Origin of the sequence: Vibrio sp. 10N.261.52.A1 (genome assembly GCF_002876325.1) — a bacterium.
In the GTDB taxonomy this organism is placed as follows: Bacteria; Pseudomonadota; Gammaproteobacteria; order Enterobacterales; family Vibrionaceae; genus Vibrio; species Vibrio chagasii.
Window position 1 is genome coordinate 1 of record NZ_MCYD01001135.1, and the last position, 1,716, is coordinate 1,716.

Here is a 1,716-nt window from a genome sequence, read left to right on the forward strand (position 1 = left end):
TAAAAATGTCTTTCAGACAAGCAATAGCAATTTGATAAGCTGGCATTACCGTAGCTTAACCAAAAACTTCCCGGCGATCGGTCTCTCTGTAACAGAGAGCACCGATAAGCAAAAGCAAACCATTTTGTGTATCTTTGATGTGCTTTGCGCTACCACAGACCCAAACCAATTTACAAAACTGGAAGCAAAACTAACCGAGAAGTTTGGCAGAAAGCAAAGAGAGCTCAATAAAAGCAAAGATACTAAAACCAGCAAAGAAGAAAAAACGCTAACATTTAGTGAAGCTGACTGGGCCAAACTTAGCCAAATTGCAGGTAGCCAGTCAAAAAGCCAGATCAAGGCAAAGCTAAAAGAGATGATTGATAATGAGCTGAGCATTGAGCTGTAACCCATAGGCACTCCATTCGATAAATTTCACTTAACATATTAATCAGCTCATTTTCAGGCACATCTTTTTCAGCATGGATAACCTTGATGTGGGCTTAGATTAAACATCATTTACACAGCAACTTTAGTAAGCAAGTTGGTATACACAAAAGAATGCGGACTTTGACGCAGAATAAAATTAATTGATTACAATTGCTTTCAATCATCTGACGTGTGTTCAAAAAATGATGGGTTCAAGAGAGCTTTAGTCGGCGTTCCGAGCTAAGTAGATTAGAAGAGAAAACAAACCTCATCATTTGACTTATGAATCTTATGAATCTTTTAAATCGACTAAGATTTTCGTCCTAACCGTTAAAGTGTTAAAATGATCACAACATTGCTGACGTGGCTTCAGGTGGTCGTTAAATACTTCAGTACCCCTCTATCTGATTTCTCTTTTGGTACCCCACCTGATACCCCACCAGCCTAACCATAAAAATAAAAGGTAAGATTTTCATATGGTTGCAAGTAAAATTCAATGGTTTCCGGGTCACATGCATAAAGCCCGCAAAGAAATCGAAGAAGTTATCCCACAAGTTGATGTGATCATCGAAGTACTGGATGCGCGTATTCCGTTCAGTAGTGAAAACCCAATGATCTCCTCACTGCGCGGCGATAAGCCTTGTGTAAAAGTACTGAACAAGCGTGACCTTGCCGATCCTGAGTTAACTGAACGTTGGATTGAGCATTTCGAAAAAGAGCAAGGTGTAAAGGCTATTGCAATTACCACCAGCGTTAAAGAAGAAGTCAATCACATCATGGAACTGGTTCGTAAGCTTGCACCACACCGTGAAGAGATTGGTAAGAACATTCGTACTATGATCATGGGCATCCCAAATGTGGGTAAATCAACCATCATTAACTGCCTAGCAGGACGTACAATCGCAGTGACAGGTAACCAACCTGCGGTAACTCGTCGTCAACAGCGTATTAACCTACAAAACGGCGTGATTCTTTCAGATACCCCAGGGATCCTTTGGCCAAAAGTAGAAAACCCGCACAGCGGATTCCGCCTAGCAGCAACCGGCGCGGTAAAAGATACGGCAATGGAATACGATGAAGTGGCATTCTACACCGTGGAGTATCTTGCGAAGCAGTACCCTCACCTACTGCAAGAGCGTTACCAAATTGAAGAGCTGCCAGAGTCTGACATCGAGTTGATGGAAGCGATCGGTCGTAAGCGTGGAGCACTTCGTGCTGGCGGTCATATCGACCTTCATAAGTGTTCTGAAATCTTACTTCACGAGCTTCGTAACGGCACTTTGGGTAAGGTAACTCTAGAACTACCAG

Annotated in this window: 1 protein-coding gene and 1 pseudogene; both read left to right on the top strand. The window is 42.4% G+C overall.

Annotation, left to right across the window (positions count from 1 at the left end; all coding sequences use genetic code 11):
• Nucleotides 1–388 (top strand): annotated as a pseudogene (locus tag BCT81_RS24285) (hypothetical protein); the annotation flags it as partial.
• A gap of 496 nt (nt 389–884) precedes the next feature.
• Nucleotides 885–1,716 (top strand): ribosome biogenesis GTPase YlqF (ylqF, locus tag BCT81_RS24290; protein WP_102426132.1); only part of this gene is annotated, 832 nt, incomplete at its 3' end.